The organism is Bartonella sp. AA74HLJMH (genome assembly GCF_042197045.1).
Classification (GTDB): domain Bacteria; phylum Pseudomonadota; class Alphaproteobacteria; order Rhizobiales; family Rhizobiaceae; genus Bartonella.
In genome coordinates this window covers 38,978-55,802 of record NZ_JBHIRJ010000009.1, presented here as the reverse complement: position 1 = coordinate 55,802, position 16,825 = coordinate 38,978, and the positions used below count along the sequence as shown (strand labels likewise).

Genomic DNA, 16,825 nt, shown 5'->3' with positions numbered 1-16,825 from the left:
AAAGCGCTTACAATATCTGCTCAAAAGAGCATTTTTAATATTTTCACACATTCCACTTTTTATTGACGAAATTCATCTGTTGTTTTTTACCTTCATCTTTATTTTTAGATTCAAGCTATTTCCTTTTTATCATTGTCTCCCCCATCAATTAAACCAGCGGCCATGGGATCAACAACAAGAAAACCAGAATCCATACAAATTTCTGGTACCGCCGCCTTACTAAAGGGAATAAGAACTCTTTTACCTGTATTCAAACGTATTTCAAGCAAATCACCAGCCCCGAAATTAAAAAAACCACACACTTCACCTAAGATTTTCCCCCCACAATCTTGGACACACAAGCCTATTAAATCGACTTGATAAAACTCATCCTCCATCAAATCATCAATTAATTGATCACGCGTCACATAAAGGCGAATACCTTTTAAAGACTCAGCCGCATTACGATTTTCTACCCCTTTAAAACGTACAATCGCCTTATTTTTTTGTATGCGAAGAGTTACAATTTCATAAGAACGCCCCATATCATCATAAAGAGTGCTGTAAAACTTGAAACGCTGTGGCTCAGCACTTAGAATTTTAACAAAAACATCTCCTTTTATACCATGAGGCATACCAATAATGGCAAGATAGACTTTATTTTTAAGCTTTTCTTTATTATACTTCATGCAAAAATATTATCTCTCAAAAATGAACCCTTCAATCTTATAGTTTTCTATTCAATCTTGTTGCCATATGAGACAATCTTCTAAAAGACCTTTCTTGGTAACAAAAAACAAATTAATAAAGGAGAAAGTCTTATGGCAAATATTATGCTATTTTACAAAGATATCACACCAATCAACAAAATTTCCCATAAAAATCTAAAATTTGCTCCTCCAACTGATATGTCTTTTGCCAAGGATACTCATTGGGTTCCTTTAGCAAGTACTGAATATTTTCAAGCAGCGCTAGACTATCCTATTTTATTTATGTGCGCCGAAGATGAACAAAAAAAACGGCACTACACATCCGCAGCTCTTGTCGGTCTTTCTAATGACGAAAATGACTATATCGCTTCTGATAAAAGTTGGAAAAACAATACTTATGTTCCAGCTTTTGTCCGTCGCTATCCTTTTGTTTTGGCACAAATTAGCAATGAAAAAGAACTTTCTGTCTGCTTTGATCAACAGTCCGGTATGTTTAATGAAGTTGCAGGAACAGAACTTTTTAATTCCGATGGCTCTATTTCTCCTTTTATGGAAGAACGTATTCGCTTTCTTGAAAGTTTTAAAATCGCTATGGAGAAAACCTCTGAGTTTATTGATGCTCTTGTAGAAATGGATCTTCTAAGCCAAAAATCCATCAATGTGAAAAACGATAAAGGTCTCTCAGCGCAATTGGAACATTTTTGGGTTGTTGATGAAGAAAAATTGAATAAATTATCAGCAAGCCAACTTGCCAAACTTCATAAAAATGGCTTTTTAGGATTAATTTTTGCGCATTTGATGTCAACACACAATCTTGTGAAAATACTCTCTCTCAAAGGTGAAAAGCAACTTATCAATCGTGAAGAGCAACCCCAAAACAAGAATGGTCATTCTAACGATGAAAAAGCTAAAAAGAAAGAAACTCTCAACTAGATAATGCCCATCAAAAACGACAAGAGAAAAGATGAAAATATTCCTCTTATTCCAGCAGACCATGCAATTTTAAACGCAAGGAAAAATTGGTTAGAGTGTCTTACCCAAACACGTCGTATGTCAGCACAAACAGTGCAAGCCTATGAACGTGATACGCGGCAATTTTTGTCTTTTCTCTGTCAACACTTAAGCCATACACCAACCCTTACAGATCTTGCTCATTTACGCATCAGTGACTTGCGTGCTTATCTTGCTTATCGGCGTACAAACAATGTAAGTGCGCGCTCTTTAAGCCGAGGGGTGGCAGGCATCCGTTCTTTTTTCAAATACTTATCACGTGAAGGAATCGTCAATGTTCCCGCGGCTCAACTTATCCGAAGCCCCAAACACCCCAAATTGCTCCCAAAACCTTTAGCGATAAAATCAGCACTTCACATAGTCAAACAAGAAAATCAACTGGAAAATGAACCTTGGATTAGCGCTCGTAATGCTGCTGTCCTCATGCTTCTCTATGGCTGTGGAATGCGAATATCAGAAGCCTTAAGCCTCACACCAGAACAATTTTCTGATCCTGAAAAAACAAGTTTATTTATAACAGGAAAAGGCGGCAAAACACGCCTTGTTCCTCTCATCAAAATTGTTTACGAAGCTGTACAAAATTATCTCAAATGTTGCCCATATCCTTTAGTGGATAACCAACCCATATTTCGTGGGGCGCGAGGCGGTCCCCTACAGCCCGCCATTATTCAGAAAACTGTACGCAACTTACGAGCAAGCCTTGGTTTACCAGAAACTGCAACGCCTCATACACTGCGCCATTCTTTTGCCACCCATCTTTTATCACGAGGGGGAGATTTGCGCACGATTCAAGAACTTCTTGGGCACGCTAGTCTTTCCACCACACAAATCTATACCCACGTCGATACAGACCATTTGTTAAAAATCTATCAAAAGGCCCATCCCCGTTCCAAAAACGTCTCATCAAAAAATTAGAGTGTTTCAACCTCAAGTGCCAAAGCATGAACACAAGTAGCTAACTCTTCTTGTAAAACTTTATAAATCGCTCGATGTATTTCTACGCGTGTCATATTAGAAAAAGAAGAAGATAAAATTTTCACTCGAAAATGTGTTTCTCCTTTACCATCAAAAGCATGTTCATTATGAGGATGCCCCTCATGAAGATGACTTTCGTTAATCACTTCAAGCTTTTGCGGATGAAAAGCATCCTGAAGCTTTCTCTGAATTATTGTTTCTATAAACATTTTTCATTCCTCAAACAAAATGAACGTGCAAAGATACACCTTTTTCATAATAGAATAAGTGTGAAAACAAATTTTTCAAAAGTCAATTCTTGTAAAATTAATCAATTTTGCATAAACCAATAATATGACAATAACATCTAAATTATTCGATTCAATTCGCATAAGCTCAAATAAAAAACAAAAAGCTGAGCCAGAAGCACAACAGTGTCAGTGGGAAGGTTGTGAAAAAACAGGGTCCCATAAAGCACCAGCAGGTCGAAATCACGAAGGACAATATTTATATTTTTGTATTGAACACGTACGCGCCTATAATAAAAATTTTAATTACTTCTCTGGTCTTAGCAATAAAGATATCGCAAAATTTCAAAAGGATGCTCTCACAGGACATCGTCCGACATGGCCTACAGATCTGAGCAATGGTACATCGAAAAAAACAGCCGCGAATTATGCAAAGATTCGCTCTGGCACAGCTGCCTATCAAAATCGCATGCGCGATCCCTTCACGCTTTTTACTGGGCAGCATTCAAGCAATAAGTTCTCACGAAAATTAAAGCCCTTAGAAGCAAAAGCTTTTGATACACTGGGACTACAGGCAAACGCTTCAGCAGAAGACATCAAAATGAAATATAAAGAGTTGGTAAAAAAGCACCATCCTGATTCCAATGGTGGTAATCGTGCTTCAGAAGAGCGCTTTCGTGATGTTTTACATGCTTACAATTTGCTAAAAAAGTCTGGTTTGTGCTGAAAACATGCGCTTATATGAGTCTATTTTCATTTAGACCATCATTATTTGCGCAAAATGTTACTTTTTTTGCAAAACATTATAGAATACGTAAAAAAATCTTTCTTCAATATCTAAGGCTCTCATTATAGAGCATTGCATAAATACTTTAACTCTTGTATCGTTTCTAATGAATAAATAGCGTCCTCTCCCTTCCAGAAACATAATGACAAATCTTACCGTTGAAAATTTGCCCGATATTACACTTTGTGCTCGCGATCTATTTCATATTGAAACAGATCTGAAAGTCCCTGCTTTTAGCACAAAAAGTCCCCATGTTCCTGATATCGATCCTGATTATCTTTTTGATCAGCAAACAACTTTAGCGATTCTCGCAGGTTTTACCTTTAACCGCCGTGTAATGGTTTCTGGCTATCACGGTACAGGGAAATCAACGCATATTGAACAAGTTGCTGCACGTCTTAACTGGCCTTGTCTTCGAATTAATCTCGATAGTCATGTAAGTCGTATCGATCTTGTAGGAAAAGATGCTATCGTTTTAAAAGATGGCTTACAAATCACTGAATTTAAAGAGGGCATTTTGCCATGGGCTTATCAAAATAATATTGCTCTTGTTTTCGACGAATATGATGCGGGGCGTCCCGATGTTATGTTTGTCATCCAACGCGTTCTTGAAACCTCTGGAAAACTAAGCTTACTTGATCAAAGCCGTGTCATCTCTCCACACCCAGCATTTCGTCTTTTTGCAACGGCAAACACCATTGGTCTTGGTGATACAACCGGTCTCTATCATGGTACCCAACAGATCAATCAAGCTCAAATGGACCGCTGGTCTATTGTTACGATACTCAATTATTTACCCCATGATAAAGAGGTTAATATCATTTGTTCAAAGGTCAAATCTTTTCAAACGGCTGAGGGAAAAAAGACAATTTCACAAATGGTTCATGTTGCTGATATGGTACGCCAATCTTTTATCAATGGAGATCTTTCAACTGTCATGAGTCCACGTACCGTCATTACTTGGGCAGAAAATACAACAATTTTTCAAGATGTCGGCTTTGCCTTCCGATTAACCTTTCTCAATAAATGTGATGAACTCGAACGTGCCACTGTTGCAGAATTTTATCAACGCGCCTTTGGACAAGAGCTTCCCGAATCACTCATTCATGGTGTTTCGCCTTAAGGAATCTGTCACTCATGGCTACCGATATTGGCGACAACAAAAATCCGGCAAAAGATTCTTCCAACAACACTCTTAATGCTGAAGCTTTTAAAAAAGCACTTTCCACCTGTATGCGTGCAATTGCAGGCACAAACAACCTTGAAGTTTCCTTTAGTCATAACCGACCATCTTTAAGCGAAAGTTGCGCGCGTTTACCAGAATTACCTCAATACGCAACGAATAAAGACATCACTATTACCCGCGGACTAGGTGATTCCATGGCTCTGCGCAAAGCATGGCATGACAACCGCATTCACATGCAATTTTCTCCACCAGAATCAGAAGCACGTGCTATCTTTGATGCCCTCGAACAAACACGTGTTGAAGCAATTGGTACTTTAACCATGGAGGGACTTGCAAAAAATCTTGATGTCATGCTCGCCGATAAATACAAAAGAGCCCATTATCATAAAATTAGCAACCAAAGTGAAGCCCCCATCCAAGAAGCGATTGCACTTTTATTGCGTGAAAAAATAACAAAGCGCGCAGCTCCAAGAGAAGCGGGTTCTGTCTTAGAATTGTGGCGTAAAGAACTCGAACAAAAAGCAGCAGCAGAACTCAATGAACTCCCACATCATATTTACAACCAACAAGCTTTTGCACAGATTGTTCGCCAAATGCTTGTTACACTCAAAATGACAGTGCAACAAGCTGAAGCTTCTAACAGTGAAAACAATAAAAAATTAAAAAATGCGTGTGAACCTCAAGACCAAGGAGAAGAAGAGAGTAAAAACAAAAAACACGCTCAAAGTGAAGAACAAACCAGCACTGAACAAGAAAGTGATGTGCAAGATGATGGAAAAATACAAGCGACACAATCAAACAACAATGATCAAGCTGACGGCGAGCAAAAAAATGGACCTTGGCAAGAAAAGCCGAGCAAACCCAAACACCTTTTTTCTGATTCGGAACAAATGCAAAAACTTGGCAATTATAAAATCTTCACCCGTCAATTTGATGAAATTTTGGAAGCAACAGATTTTTGTTCTGAAAACGAGTTAGATCACTTACGCCGTTATCTTGATAAGCAAATCAATCATCTCCAAAACATCGTTGGACGTTTAGCAAACCGTCTCCAGCGCCGCTTGATGGCGCAACAAAATCGCAACTGGAACTTTGACCTTGAAGAAGGATATCTTGATACAACACGGCTTCCACGTCTAATTATTGACCCCATGCAACCCCTTTCTTTTAAAATGGAAAGCAACACCCAATTTCGGGACACAGTTGTTTCACTCCTCATTGATAATTCTGGCTCAATGCGCGGACGCCCCATTAGCGTTGCTGCAAGTTGTGCTGATATTTTGGCACAAACTCTTGAACGTTGTGGTGTCAAAGTTGAAATTTTAGGTTTTACCACCAAAACTTGGAAAGGGGGAAAATCGCGCGAACAATGGCTTACCCAAAACAAACTCCATAATCCTGGACGCCTCAATGATTTATGCCATATCATCTATAAAAGTGCTGATACCCCATGGCGTCGCGCACGACGCAATTTAGGTTTAATGATGCAAGAAGGATTATTAAAAGAAAATATCGACGGAGAAGCTTTGATTTGGGCTCATCAACGCCTTTTATCACGGCGTGAACAACGTCGCATCCTCATGGTCATTTCTGATGGTGCTCCTGTTGACGATTCGACACTATCGGTCAACTCCAGCAATTATTTAGAAAAACACTTACGCGCAGTGATTCAAGAAATCCAAACACACTCCCCTATCGAACTCATTGCCATTGGAATTGGTCATGACGTCACACGTTATTATCAACGTGCTGTAACAATTATGAATGCTGAAGAACTCGCCGACGCCATAACAAAACAATTAGAAATACTTTTTAGTGATAAAAGAACTCATATTCATAAGAAATAAACCTGCCTTGAATCAGCAACGATTACATTTTAAAAAATTATCTCTATCATTAAACCATCGGAATTTGATGACTAACAACCTGAGAAGATAATCCCACAAATTGAATATCGAACTTTAAGGAAGCTTCTACTTTACTGGATGCATTATGAATCCTAAAAGAAATGCTCCAACCACCTTCAAAAATTATAATGAGTTTGTTTTTACTTTCTGGTTTTAGTGAAACGGATAAAATTTTGCTTGGAATTTTCCATTTACGACCATATCCTAGAGTGCCATTCAAATTAAAAGACTGAATAATAACCCGTTTTTGTTTAGATCTTGTATCTATCATAATCTTATAAAAATCATAAGAACCTATAACATACTGAAACAATAGCTTCACAAATTTATCTTGATAATCTAAACAAAGCCTTTGAAGTTCTTTAGAAAAAGCTTCTAGGATTGGAAGATAAACTCTGCTGTCTTTATCCTCTATATCTCTAAAGAACATCTTCTTATCTCTAAGCTCTGCTAAATAATCAAAAATAGGCCTAACCTCATTGAAATAAACGCTGCTACAAGAATAACCTGTCCATTCTTTACCAAAATCTATTTTACTGGAAAGGCGAGGATGTTTGATAGCGCTATGATTATGTTTTGCAGAAATACCAATAGGATTTTCAGGAACTTTTAAAATAATATCACGGACATCTCCTTTGATCCCAACAAAATCTTCCTGAAGAACAATAGTTTTCGTGTTTCTAATATTTTTATCATGTAACTGTAAAAAAACGGCTGCTTCAATAGAAGCAAGATTTAAAAGCCTTTTTTCAGTATCATTAAATAAATTATAAAAAGACTCCGCTATTTGAAAAGACGAATTAAACTCTATAGAAGCCTTTGTTGCTTTTTTAAAACCCATAGCCAAAGCATATTCAAAGGCTTTTCCATTTTCTACCTGATTCATGCAATTTCCTAAAGATCCTTACTCAAAATTACGAGTTCATTTGATTTTTTATTGTTTCCCATACCGTAAGTCCATTCAGGATTAAGTATTGTATGTCCTTTATAAAGTTCTCTAACTTCCACACAATCATTATAAGATAAAACCCATCCTTGACGCTTTCTCAAAAGTTCAGCAAGAGCTTGATGATCAAAAGAATTATGTTTATCGCCTTTGTGACCGTAAAGTTTTTGATTAATAAGGTACGGAGGATCACAATAAAGAAAATCGTTAGAGTGTTTAGGAATACTTTCTGTAAAATCTCTGTGTTCCACTATGAAGTTTTCAATCTTAAAATCTTTAAGCCGTTCAATAGAACGATAATTGAATCGGGGATGTCCTGGAGACATACCACCAGAAAGTGTCGTTCCGGAAAAAGAAGAACGATTAAGAACAAAAAAAACGGCAGCAATCTCTAATTGATTTTTAATATTCCCAAAAGTTTTTTGGAGATTATAAAACATTACGGGAGTCATATCTTCATATTCTCTCACTTTTTCTGCAAGAGCTGAAGCATCTTTCAAAAGCATCTGCCAAAAAATAACAAGCGGCTTAAAAGCATCATAAGCATAAACCCTTGTTCCTCTTTTTGCTAAGGTTAATTCAATTGAACCGCCTCCCACAAAAGGAGAACATAAAGTTTTCTGTTTCCTTATATAGTTATTAATAATCATAGGAACAGCACGACTTTTCCCTCCCGGATAACGAAGAGGTGATTTTACAATAGGCAACTCCCTAGTCTCTCTCTGTTTTTTCAAGGAAGTTAATACAAAATTATCAAATAAAGCCTCTGTATGATCTGTTTGATTTATCATTTTATTCATACTATCAGCTCCAAGTATCGCATTTCTAACCTACAATTATCTAAAATAAACACTCGAAGCGTTTGCCAAATTCTACAGAGATCGCATTATAACAAATTGTAAATTCATTAACATATCTGCACAAACATTTGTTACTAAAATAATGATAAATATCAGTATAACCAAATTTTAAAACTGTCAAAAAAGACTTGATACCATTGGTATTTATTTTTCTATTTATATACTACCCAAATGTATATCGAAATGTTTTTTCCTTTATAAGAACCAAGTTTCTTATAGCTCAAATAATCATAAGTAAGACATCACAACTCTTAACAAAACATTTTTGATCCTTTATAAGAGCTTTATTATCTGTTTTTAATGCTGATAAGATGCTCTTATCCCATACTGAATCAGTCAAAACCATTTCCTTACACATCGTAAGCATAGATGATGTATGGATAAATACAACTTGAGAAAAGAATCAAAATACCTCTTATAAATCCGCTTAAATTCTGCCCTTAGAGGACAGAACTCCCCTCCCCTCTTCTTTAGCAAAACAAAAGAACAAAGACCATTATTTGTTACAAACAAAAGAAGAATCATCCTTTGAAGGACTTTGATAAAGAGGAAGCTTTACAATATTAAGCATTGTTCCATAAGGAATCAACATAAACAGGCTCATAATAATTTTTACCGAAAAATCACCAAAAGCAAGCGATAGCCAAACTGGCATGCCTATCCCTCCCAAAACAGTACTCTCCACTAGTGAACTATCAGCATAGCCTGTTATCTTATCAAGAACAGCAAACGAGCTAGAAAAAGCAAGAGCAAAAAACAGCACTGTATCCAAAGCTGAACCAACCAACGCTGCTGCTAAAGGTGCTTTCCACCATGTTTTACGTCGCAAAGGAGTAAAAACAACAATATCAAGGAGTTGCCCAAATAAAAATGCAAAACTAGAAGCAAGTGCAAGCCGTGGTGTCGCCAATATCCAAGAAACAAAGACACCCGTAAAAAAACCAGCATAAACCACACGCCGCGCAGCAGATGGACCATAAAAACGATTGGTCAAATCATTGATTAGAAAAGCAAATGGATAGGTAAAAGCCCCATAAGTCAACAGCGCATTCAAATCAAACCAATAGACAGGATATTGAACTAAAATATTAGAAGCCGTGACAGCAAGGCACATTGCAAAAATAGAAAAAACAACATACCTTTTCTTTTGCTGTTCTAATAAAAGACCGCTTGAAGACATTTTTTTTAACCTGGGATATGGAACCAATAAAATGAAACGATCAATCTGCAAAAAACTTAACTTCTAGAACAGAAAACCGAAATCAAAGCGTTAATAAGCCAAAAACAATAACGCTGAAAATTACGCTGCTTGTTCAGCCTTCTGCTCACCTTCTTGCTCAGCTTTTTTCTTAACGATTTGGCGTTTTAACAAACGCGCACGTTGTGACAACTCTTTATCGTCTGCTTTAATCAAAAAACCATCAAGACCACCGCGGTGCTCAACAGAACGCAATGCACTTGCTGAAATACGCAAGCGATAACTTTGCTGTAACACCTCTGAAATCAATGTCACATTGCAAAGATTTGGTAAAAAACGACGCCGAGTCTTATTATTCGCATGGCTAACATTATTACCATACAGAACCGTCTTCCCTGTCAATTCACATGCACGAGACATAAACTTCATCCTTAAACTCTAAGAAACTTTCAAATCCCCATACCCAAAGGACACAATGAACGCAAAACACGCGCAATGCAACCTTGAACGGGCATCATTGGGAAGTTTCTTTCTAATAGGGGGTCGACAACAAAAGGTCAAGTCTTTTATAAAACCTTTTTCATCTCTTGTTGGCTCATTTTTCATCTTTTTCCTCAATAAGGCGTGCAAATTCCACCAAAACGCGTACAAAATGTTTTTTTTAATATATACCATGTTAGAATAAAAGCCTATTGTCCCGAAAGGAAGCACAAATCATGAGCAAAAAAGACCCCCCCATGACAAAGCTTCAGGGAAATTCTTGCCGTTTTTCTTCTTTTTTATTTGGAACTTTATGTATTTGTTTTTTTCTTCTCTTCAGTGCATTAGGTATATGGCAAGTACAACGGTTAAACTGGAAAACAAATCTTATCACCAGTACCAATCAGCGCATTCATTTACCCCCCATAAAAGCCCCTCCAAAAAATCAATGGTCAGATGTTACTTTTGAAAAATATGAATATCAACCTGTTATTATCACAGGAAAATTTTTAACAGATAAAAATATTTTAGTCACTGCTGCCGCTCAAAATACTACAGGCTATTGGGTTTTGACTCCTTTACAAACTGCTGATAATACACTGATCTTTATCAACCGTGGCTTTATCCCCATGGATGAACGTAACAATTTTCAAAACACAGAGCAATCACATACAAATGCCTTATCTCAGCAAAATTCTACCACAGACACAGAACAAACAACGATTATAGGTTTATTACGCATGAGTGAAAAAAATGGATTTTTCCCGCGTAAAAATAATCCTGACAAAAATTTATGGTATACGCGCGATCTCCCCGCTATAGCACAAAAACTTGGTTTGTCCACTGTTGCCCCTTATTTCATTGATGCCAGAAAAACATCTCCACAAGCAAAACTTCCCGTCGTTGGTCTTACGATTATCCATTTTCGAAATAATCATCTCGTTTATGCAATCACGTGGTTTATTTTAGCTGCTGGTGTGTTAGGAGGTTTTCTTTTTCTGCTACGGCAAAAAAACTAAAAAAAATACCTCTTCCATCTCAAGTAACAAAAATTTTTAGAATCTTGAAAACTGATAAAGAGAATAAAATCTACCAACTTGCGCCTTTGTTAAATAAAGATCATAGGCATACAATAGATCTTTATACCATCCACAAAAGATTTACGCGACACTTTTCAAAAAATCGTCATAAAATAGGGTTGATTCATTAAAGATGTAATGCCCTAAAATGTGAAGAAATGCATTATCTTCACTCTTAAAAAGAATTGTCATAAACGCTTTTGAAAAATATAAAGTTAAATTTAAAAATGATAGGAAAGATGAGCACTCATTTTTGCCTTTATAATTTTATATTCTTGCTTCATTAGATTATTTCCCATTTCAGAGATTACTCCAATTGATATATGCAATACTTTCGCCTTCATCTAGTATAAAGGCTAATATAGCAGAGAACATACGGATGCATTTTTTGTTTCAAAACTGCTATGAAGATGAGATATTGAGTTATAAGCAACAAAAAAATATTTAATGTCTCAATGAGACTTTTATACCTATCACCACACCTCAAATGAGAGGTTTTTACAGGATAATAGAAAAAGGTGAATCATCCTATATTCTAAAAAGACAGTTTATCCTTTCAGTGTATTTTGCTAAAGGCTTATGCTATAAACGTATAAGCGTGTTTTACTAGAATTTTAACTCTTTCATTTTTAAGGCTGCTGTTATGGGTGTTGTTGCCAAAAATTTTCCCATACCTGATCTTCATCGGGTTCGTCGTGTTCTCTTTTCTGTGTCTGATAAAACGGGTGTGGTTGCTTTTGCACAAGCCCTTCATGCTACTTACAATGTTGAATTGATTTCAACAGGAGGAACAGCAAAAACCCTCATAGCAGCTGGTTTACCCGTAAAAGATGTTGCTGAAGTTACCGGATTTCCTGAAATAATGGATGGGCGTGTAAAAACACTCCATCCTTTGATTCATGGTGCTTTGTTAGGGGTAAGAGAAGATCCTAACCATAGGGAAGCTATGGAAAAGAACAGCATTCATGGAATTGATCTTTTGGTGGTGAATCTTTACCCTTTTGAAGAGACGATCCTTTCGGGAGCTGATGGGCAAACGATTCTTGAAAATATTGATATCGGTGGACCGGCGATGATTCGCGCCGCGGCAAAAAATTATGCTTATACCGGTGTTGTAACAGCGATAAAAGATTATGATTCGATTCTAGCTGAATTAAAGCAGCATAATGGATGTTTAAGCTTATCTATGCGTCATCAGCTAGCAATGCGCGCTTATGCACACACCGCTGCTTATGATACGGCAATAGCATCGTGGTTTGCAAGGGATTTAGAAATTGAAACTCCATCGTGGCAGAGTTTTTCTGGTCATCTTGAAAGTGTTATGCGCTATGGAGAAAATCCACATCAACAGGCAGCATTTTATCGCAATAATGAAAAACGTTTTGGTATTGCAACAGCAAAACTTTTACAAGGCAAAGCGCTTTCTTATAACAATCTGAATGATACAGATGCAGCCTTTGAACTTGTGGCAGAATTTGATCCGCAAAAAACCGCTGCTGTCGCTCTTATTAAACATGCCAATCCTTGTGGTGTTGCGGAAGGAGAAAATTTGAAAGAAGCTTATTTGAAAGCTCTTATGTGTGATAATGTATCGGCATTTGGTGGAATTGTTGCTTTAAATCAAACCCTTGATGAGGAATGTGCTGAAGAGATTGTTAAAATTTTTACAGAAGTGATTATTGCTCCTGATGCCACAATGGCGGCACGTGAAATTATTGCCAAGAAAAAAAATCTTCGTTTGCTCATTACAGGTGGAGTTCCTGATCCACGTTGTGGAGGACTTCTTGCGAAAACACTTGCAGGAGGCATTTTAGTGCAATCACGTGATAACGTGGTAGTCGATGATCTTAAATTGCAAGTAGTGACAAAGCGGGCACCAACTCAAGATGAAATGCGTGATCTTCAATTTGCTTTTCGTGTAGCAAAACACGTTAAATCAAATGCTATTGTGTACGCGAAAAATAGCGCAACAGTTGGAATTGGAGCCGGACAAATGAGCCGCATCGATTCAGCAAAAATTGCTGCAAGTAAAGCAGCAGAAAGTGCGCAAAGAGCAGGCTTAACAGAACCCCTTACAAAAGGATCTGTTGTTGCATCAGATGCATTTTTTCCTTTTTCTGATGGTTTATTAGCAGCAGCTGAAGCAGGAGCAACAGCAGTTATTCAACCAGGAGGCTCCATGCGTGATGAAGAAGTTATCGCCGCTGCTGATGCACAGGGGTTAGCGATGGTTTTTACAGGAACACGTCACTTCCGCCATTAATAATTTTGCTGCTTTTCTTTTCGTATGAGACAAATGTTTCAAGGAATTTTTCATAATTATCGTATGACTATTGATAAATGTTGAAATGGAAGCAGTTATTCAATCCAAAGAAGCTACACGTGAAGAAGTTTATCACCGCAGAAAATGCACATAATTTAGCCATTGGTTAGGGATAAGATGTTCTTGTTGATGTTTTTAATGGTTAACTTTTCGCATGAGAAAAATGTTAAAGGGACATTATCTTGTATTAGATGCATACCTGCTATGATATTATAACACAACTCTTTTTAGTAATATACTCTATTCTTAAACTAAAGAGTGTAATGAAAAGTTTGAGTAGAGGATATGAATATTCTACGTTTTTATAGTAATTGGCGCCGTTATCGTCGAACCGTTAATGCGTTAAGTCGTCTTTCAACATATGAACTCAGCGATCTTGGAATTTGTCGAGGTGATATTGATTCAATTGCACGACGTTATTCGCGTAGATCTTTATGAAAATTGTTTAAGATATTTGAGAGAATGCTTTGCTATAAAAAAGCGCGCATTTTGTGGTTTGTTATTATAACTTCATTTTTAGTATAATAACAAAGAGCAGAAGAGTTATTTTTCTCGGCCATTGTTATGTATTGTTTCTCGAATTTTCAATGCTTCTGTGATGTACAACATTTGATTTGTAATAATAATTTAGCGTTATTCATATTAAATTAGAACCCCGAATACCGTAAAATTCTTCCATTTCAAATCTGTGTATGTTGAATCAACCAAAACCATTCGCCTGCACGTTACAAGCGGGGGAGCTGTATGGATAAAAGCTATTAAGAAAAGGCTAAAAATGCCTCTTATGAACTATCTCTAGTGCCAAGAGCTTGTTACAAACATTGGGCACTGATAAATAGTGTGATAGTGCCGAACTGCTCCTTCATAAGCATAAAGATGGGGGGTGCTTAATGGATTTACCGTTATACCCATCACGGGCATCGTCGCAAAATAGGCTTGGAAGCGTTAAGGGATTTTTCTTTAAAATAAGTCCGTGAATATACAATACAATAGCGCTCTGTTTTTCGTGAAGAGCGTAATCCTATTAATGCAACTCTCTCAGAGAGAAATATTGATCCCAACAGCACACTTAAAAACTTATCGAAGATAAGCAACGGCTTAATTTTCTCTCCATATCTTTAAAGGATCAAAATCCTTAACTAGTACTCATCTGTCAACAATGGTCTTTCAAAAAACCTTTTTTCTGGAGCCAATCCCTTTTAGCATCACCTCATGAGATTCTATGAGCAAACCTTGCCTAAAAACATCCAACCCATACTCTAACAAAACTCTTCATGTATAAAATTGATATGATCTTCAAATTTTGAGAATATTACCACAATAAACAATAATGTTTTGCGACACGCAAAATAAAACGCAATATACTATGGGTTGGAACAATGTTCTAATTTTTTATCAAACGCTTTACGGATAAAACGCCAACGAACTTTTTCCTGAAATGCAGGACGAAAATATAAAACAATCTGTTGTGTCCGTTGTGGACCTGTTAATTCTGCAAAATCAATCGAATCTTCAAGACAAATATCTGCGTCAGGCGATATAAAATACCATATTTGTTCACTCTTCACGTTCTCGTTCTTTACGGCTAAACACACACGTTTGCCATCATAGTTAACTTCAACTTGTGGATGAAGATGAAACCGAACAGCAACATAATTTTGTTCATTTTGCACACTCTTGTGTCTCTTTCTCCCTTTATTTGGCATAAAAAAGCGATCAAAACCTTCGATCGTATCTCCATTTGTCGCCAAAATAAGACCACGCTCATGAATAAGATTAAAGGGTCGCACATAACCATTATGACTCGCAATAAAACCTGTCTTCTCTGAATCCTCTATACGGCACACTTGAACATCTGTTGGTCCATCAAACAAAAATGGCGCGCCATTTTTCTTTTTATGATAAAAAGCACCCACTGAACAATCATTAAGCGTAGCTGTTGAATGTGCTGCAGTAACACGCCCTAAATGTCGATACTCTTCCCGCCCATCAGGATTAACACCGGCATTGATAATAAAACGGTGCCCTTGTGAAGACATTTCAAAAGACAAACACCCCGAACAAGCCTGCTGTGCTACAGAGCGAGGTGGAAACTTTCCTGTATCTGCAAGCACTGTTGTTTGATTGGCTTTTAAGCGCTGAAATCCTGAATAACGGGCATAACTAAAAGGATGTCCTCCTGTTTCATCAAGCTCCAAAAGTGATGATAACCGTTCCGATACAAGGGGACCAACCCCATTAAAATGGGCCAACGTTTGATCCTCATGGATAAAGAATCGTAAAGCTGGCAACATACGCTCAACAGAATCAATCAAAATACGGGGTGCTGTTTCATTGCTACGCATAAAAAGATGCCGTAACGACAATAAATCCGATAACAAATTCAGCAAAATAACAGGACTACGGGAAATATGCCCACCATCAACTAGGATTTGACGGGAAAGCTCCTCTATAAGTGTGGTTTGTACCTTTTTTTTCACTGCCGCTGAAACAGGCAAAGCAAGAGATGCGAATGTCAAAGCCACTGCTGCTTGTAAACGTTGATCATTGTGCTCCATACTACAAACTGTTACGCGCAAATAACGAAATTGCAAACCAAGTGCACGTAAAAAGCGTTTTTCAAACCGTTCACTTGCCCCTTCTAACAACATTTTCGAATGACAAATCCATGAAATCAAGCGCCGCGCCACAACAGGATCACTCCAAGCAAGCCCTTTTACCTTCTTACCAGCATGGTCAAACCAGTCTTCTAAAAGAGAGCGTGCATGTGCAGAAGCTAAATCACTTCCTGCTGCCTCCATATGGCGCAACCAATGAAAATCATGTAGAGCCGCTTCCCATTCTAGCGTTGGTGGAACCAATGAAAACGGCGAAACAGCACCAGAATGAACAATGTGACCAGCAAAAGCAAAACGACCATGATAAAATTCATGCGCCATCATCGGATCAGCTACATGCAAATCCATGGGATGCGCTAAAATTTTATGAGGACGAAACCCTGAAAATCGCCAACGAAACAATGGTCCAACCCATAAACGCCGCATAACATTCTGTATCGTATCGATACAGGCTGCCACTTTTACCTGAGGAGCTTTTACCGCAACCGCCAAAATTTCATCTCCATTTATGCTGAATCAAATACAATTTCGACCATTTT

General features: G+C 37.4%; 15 protein-coding genes. 8 read left to right on the top strand and 7 right to left on the bottom strand.

Going from position 1 to position 16,825, the window contains the following annotated elements:
* Positions 1–110 precede the first annotated feature (110 nt).
* Positions 111–668, bottom strand: a complete 558-nt coding sequence (gene rimM / locus ACFINH_RS06485) for a ribosome maturation factor RimM (protein WP_375618306.1) — start codon at positions 666–668, stop codon at positions 111–113.
* A 132-nt stretch (positions 669–800) separates the two neighbouring features.
* Here rimM and ACFINH_RS06480 point away from each other — a divergent pair, with 132 nt between their 5' ends.
* Both ACFINH_RS06480 and ACFINH_RS06475 read left to right on the top strand, forming a co-directional pair.
* Positions 801–1,622, top strand: coding sequence for a SapC family protein (locus tag ACFINH_RS06480; protein ID WP_375632437.1), 822 nt, complete (start codon positions 801–803; stop codon positions 1,620–1,622).
* A 3-nt stretch (positions 1,623–1,625) separates the two neighbouring features.
* Positions 1,626–2,615 carry a tyrosine recombinase XerC gene (locus tag ACFINH_RS06475; RefSeq protein WP_375632436.1) on the top strand — a complete coding sequence of 330 codons (990 nt, stop codon included), beginning with the start codon at positions 1,626–1,628 and terminating at the stop codon, positions 2,613–2,615.
* Here ACFINH_RS06475 and ACFINH_RS06470 read toward each other — a convergent pair.
* On the bottom strand, positions 2,612–2,884 hold the full coding sequence (locus ACFINH_RS06470; RefSeq protein WP_375612716.1) for a BolA family protein: 273 nt from the start codon (positions 2,882–2,884) through the stop codon (positions 2,612–2,614). The two genes, ACFINH_RS06475 and ACFINH_RS06470, sit on opposite strands and share 4 nt — an antisense overlap.
* 124 nt (positions 2,885–3,008) lie before the next feature.
* On the opposite strand from ACFINH_RS06470, the gene ACFINH_RS06465 reads away from it, so the two are divergent.
* From ACFINH_RS06465 to cobT, 3 genes are all read left to right on the top strand, one after another.
* Positions 3,009–3,629 (top strand): J domain-containing protein, encoded by a 621-nt coding sequence (locus ACFINH_RS06465; protein WP_375606021.1) that lies wholly within the window; start codon positions 3,009–3,011, stop codon positions 3,627–3,629.
* Positions 3,630–3,831: 202 nt separating this feature from the next.
* Entirely contained in the window at positions 3,832–4,812 is a 981-nt protein-coding gene (gene cobS, locus ACFINH_RS06460; RefSeq protein WP_375612717.1) for a cobaltochelatase subunit CobS, read from the top strand.
* A 14-nt stretch (positions 4,813–4,826) separates the two neighbouring features.
* The gene (gene cobT / locus ACFINH_RS06455; protein WP_375632435.1) at positions 4,827–6,722 is read left to right on the top strand and encodes a cobaltochelatase subunit CobT; all 1,896 of its coding nucleotides are present in this window, start codon (positions 4,827–4,829) and stop codon (positions 6,720–6,722) included.
* Positions 6,723–6,771: 49 nt separating this feature from the next.
* Here cobT and ACFINH_RS06450 read toward each other — a convergent pair whose 3' ends face one another.
* The 4 genes from ACFINH_RS06450 to rpmB all read right to left on the bottom strand — a co-directional run bounded on the left by ACFINH_RS06450 (position 6,772) and on the right by rpmB (position 10,206).
* The gene (locus ACFINH_RS06450; RefSeq protein ID WP_375632434.1) at positions 6,772–7,668 is read right to left on the bottom strand and encodes a HaeIII family restriction endonuclease; all 897 of its coding nucleotides are present in this window, start codon (positions 7,666–7,668) and stop codon (positions 6,772–6,774) included.
* A gap of 8 nt (positions 7,669–7,676) precedes the next feature.
* Positions 7,677–8,528 (bottom strand): DNA adenine methylase, encoded by an 852-nt coding sequence (locus ACFINH_RS06445; RefSeq protein WP_375620949.1) that lies wholly within the window; start codon positions 8,526–8,528, stop codon positions 7,677–7,679.
* A gap of 556 nt (positions 8,529–9,084) precedes the next feature.
* Positions 9,085–9,768 (bottom strand): VUT family protein, encoded by a 684-nt coding sequence (locus ACFINH_RS06440; protein ID WP_375632433.1) that lies wholly within the window; start codon positions 9,766–9,768, stop codon positions 9,085–9,087.
* Between the two features lie 120 nt (positions 9,769–9,888).
* Positions 9,889–10,206, bottom strand: coding sequence for a 50S ribosomal protein L28 (gene rpmB / locus ACFINH_RS06435; protein WP_375622115.1), 318 nt, complete (start codon positions 10,204–10,206; stop codon positions 9,889–9,891).
* A gap of 296 nt (positions 10,207–10,502) precedes the next feature.
* On the opposite strand from rpmB, the gene ACFINH_RS06430 reads away from it, so the two are divergent.
* The 3 genes from ACFINH_RS06430 (at position 10,503) to ACFINH_RS06420 (ending at position 14,106) form a co-directional block, all read left to right on the top strand.
* A complete protein-coding gene (locus ACFINH_RS06430) occupies positions 10,503–11,285 on the top strand; it encodes an SURF1 family protein (protein ID WP_375632432.1) in 783 nt (260 codons plus the stop codon).
* Positions 11,286–11,988: 703 nt separating this feature from the next.
* Positions 11,989–13,608, top strand: a complete 1,620-nt coding sequence (purH, locus tag ACFINH_RS06425) for a bifunctional phosphoribosylaminoimidazolecarboxamide formyltransferase/IMP cyclohydrolase (protein WP_375632431.1) — start codon at positions 11,989–11,991, stop codon at positions 13,606–13,608.
* A gap of 345 nt (positions 13,609–13,953) precedes the next feature.
* The gene (locus ACFINH_RS06420) at positions 13,954–14,106 is read left to right on the top strand and encodes a DUF1127 domain-containing protein (protein WP_375612720.1); all 153 of its coding nucleotides are present in this window, start codon (positions 13,954–13,956) and stop codon (positions 14,104–14,106) included.
* Between the two features lie 926 nt (positions 14,107–15,032).
* Here the strand turns inward: ACFINH_RS06420 and ACFINH_RS06415 are convergent.
* The gene (locus ACFINH_RS06415; RefSeq protein WP_375612721.1) at positions 15,033–16,778 is read right to left on the bottom strand and encodes a heparinase II/III family protein; all 1,746 of its coding nucleotides are present in this window, start codon (positions 16,776–16,778) and stop codon (positions 15,033–15,035) included.
* Positions 16,779–16,825: the final 47 nt, after the last annotated feature.

Coding starts and splice junctions, on each gene's coding strand:
- rimM (WP_375618306.1), bottom strand. CDS start 668: ATGAAGTATAATAAAGAAAAGCTTAAAAATAAAGTCTATCTTGCCATT.
- ACFINH_RS06480 (WP_375632437.1), top strand. CDS start 801: ATGGCAAATATTATGCTATTTTACAAAGATATCACACCAATCAACAAA.
- ACFINH_RS06475 (WP_375632436.1), top strand. CDS start 1,626: ATGCCCATCAAAAACGACAAGAGAAAAGATGAAAATATTCCTCTTATT.
- ACFINH_RS06470 (WP_375612716.1), bottom strand. CDS start 2,884: ATGTTTATAGAAACAATAATTCAGAGAAAGCTTCAGGATGCTTTTCAT.
- ACFINH_RS06465 (WP_375606021.1), top strand. CDS start 3,009: ATGACAATAACATCTAAATTATTCGATTCAATTCGCATAAGCTCAAAT.
- cobS (WP_375612717.1), top strand. CDS start 3,832: ATGACAAATCTTACCGTTGAAAATTTGCCCGATATTACACTTTGTGCT.
- cobT (WP_375632435.1), top strand. CDS start 4,827: ATGGCTACCGATATTGGCGACAACAAAAATCCGGCAAAAGATTCTTCC.
- ACFINH_RS06450 (WP_375632434.1), bottom strand. CDS start 7,668: ATGAATCAGGTAGAAAATGGAAAAGCCTTTGAATATGCTTTGGCTATG.
- ACFINH_RS06445 (WP_375620949.1), bottom strand. CDS start 8,528: ATGAATAAAATGATAAATCAAACAGATCATACAGAGGCTTTATTTGAT.
- ACFINH_RS06440 (WP_375632433.1), bottom strand. CDS start 9,768: ATGTCTTCAAGCGGTCTTTTATTAGAACAGCAAAAGAAAAGGTATGTT.
- rpmB (WP_375622115.1), bottom strand. CDS start 10,206: ATGTCTCGTGCATGTGAATTGACAGGGAAGACGGTTCTGTATGGTAAT.
- ACFINH_RS06430 (WP_375632432.1), top strand. CDS start 10,503: ATGAGCAAAAAAGACCCCCCCATGACAAAGCTTCAGGGAAATTCTTGC.
- purH (WP_375632431.1), top strand. CDS start 11,989: ATGGGTGTTGTTGCCAAAAATTTTCCCATACCTGATCTTCATCGGGTT.
- ACFINH_RS06420 (WP_375612720.1), top strand. CDS start 13,954: ATGAATATTCTACGTTTTTATAGTAATTGGCGCCGTTATCGTCGAACC.